General features: G+C 42.3%; 1 protein-coding gene. It reads right to left on the bottom strand.

What is annotated here, in order from left to right:
• Window positions 1-51: 51 nt before the first annotated feature.
• Window positions 52-1013 (bottom strand): SpoIIE family protein phosphatase (locus tag AC3AYF_RS20905; RefSeq protein ID WP_487780391.1); only part of this gene is annotated, 962 nt, incomplete at its 5' end.

Raw genomic sequence — 1013 nt, 5'->3', positions numbered from 1 at the left:
GGAAATATCGCTGGCTACATTATAAAACAGCAATTCTAAAAGATTGGCAGCCTATGTGACCAGTGTTTTTATTTCAATCATGGACACATCATCGGTAGAAGCGGCACCATCAGTAAATATTCTCACCGCTTTTTTAATCTCATCAAGGCGACCTTCATGGTCAGTTTCAGCTTGAAGTAACTGTTCAAAATAGTCCTGACCAAACATATCACCTCGTTTATTAACGGATTCAGTCAAACCATCGCTATAGATATACAGGTTATCACCGGCTTCCAGCTGCACGTCATACACCTGCATCTCTTCTTCTTCATATGCCATTACACCCAACGGTAGATGATTAGATGGAAAACGATGTCGAATTTCACCGGTCGAACTCACAAGCAATACATCAGGCACACCCGAATTCCAAATTTGTGCCGTCGTTCTTGCGGCATTAATATCTATGCCCGCAATACAACAAAACATGCCCGTGGGTAATAATGCGTTTAGCTTACTATTTAACTCCCCCATTAATACGTCTAAGGGCAGACCTTTTGCGGTTATCGCGGAATAAATAGAGGATACAGGGACCGCACCTAATGCAGCGGGTAAACCATGGCCGGTAAAATCACACAAAATCACTCTCAACCCGCTATCTACTAAGATTGAAGACAAAATCATGTCGCCACTAAATGAACCCATCGGTTCACACCATGTGGCTAATTCAGGAATAACATCGTTACTTGTTGCGGTGATGTTTTCAAACACATGTTTGGCAATCATTTCTTCTTGTTCAAGCTGACGGTGTTTTTCCGTTAAATCATTCATGGTTTTCTGTAACTTGGCATCAGCAAGTTTGTGCTCGTTAATATCCAGACTGGTGCCAATCATGCGTGTTGGTTTGCCATCTTCAGACCACTCATCCATTTTGCCACTATCACGCACCCATACCCAATATCCTAGTTTGTGTCTCAAACGCACTTCACACGAATAACTATCTATTTCACCACTGCAGTACTTGTCTAGTTTTCCCA

The sequence above is a fragment of the Salinicola sp. genome (genome assembly GCF_982684285.1).
This window is presented reverse-complemented; position numbering and strand designations above follow the sequence as displayed.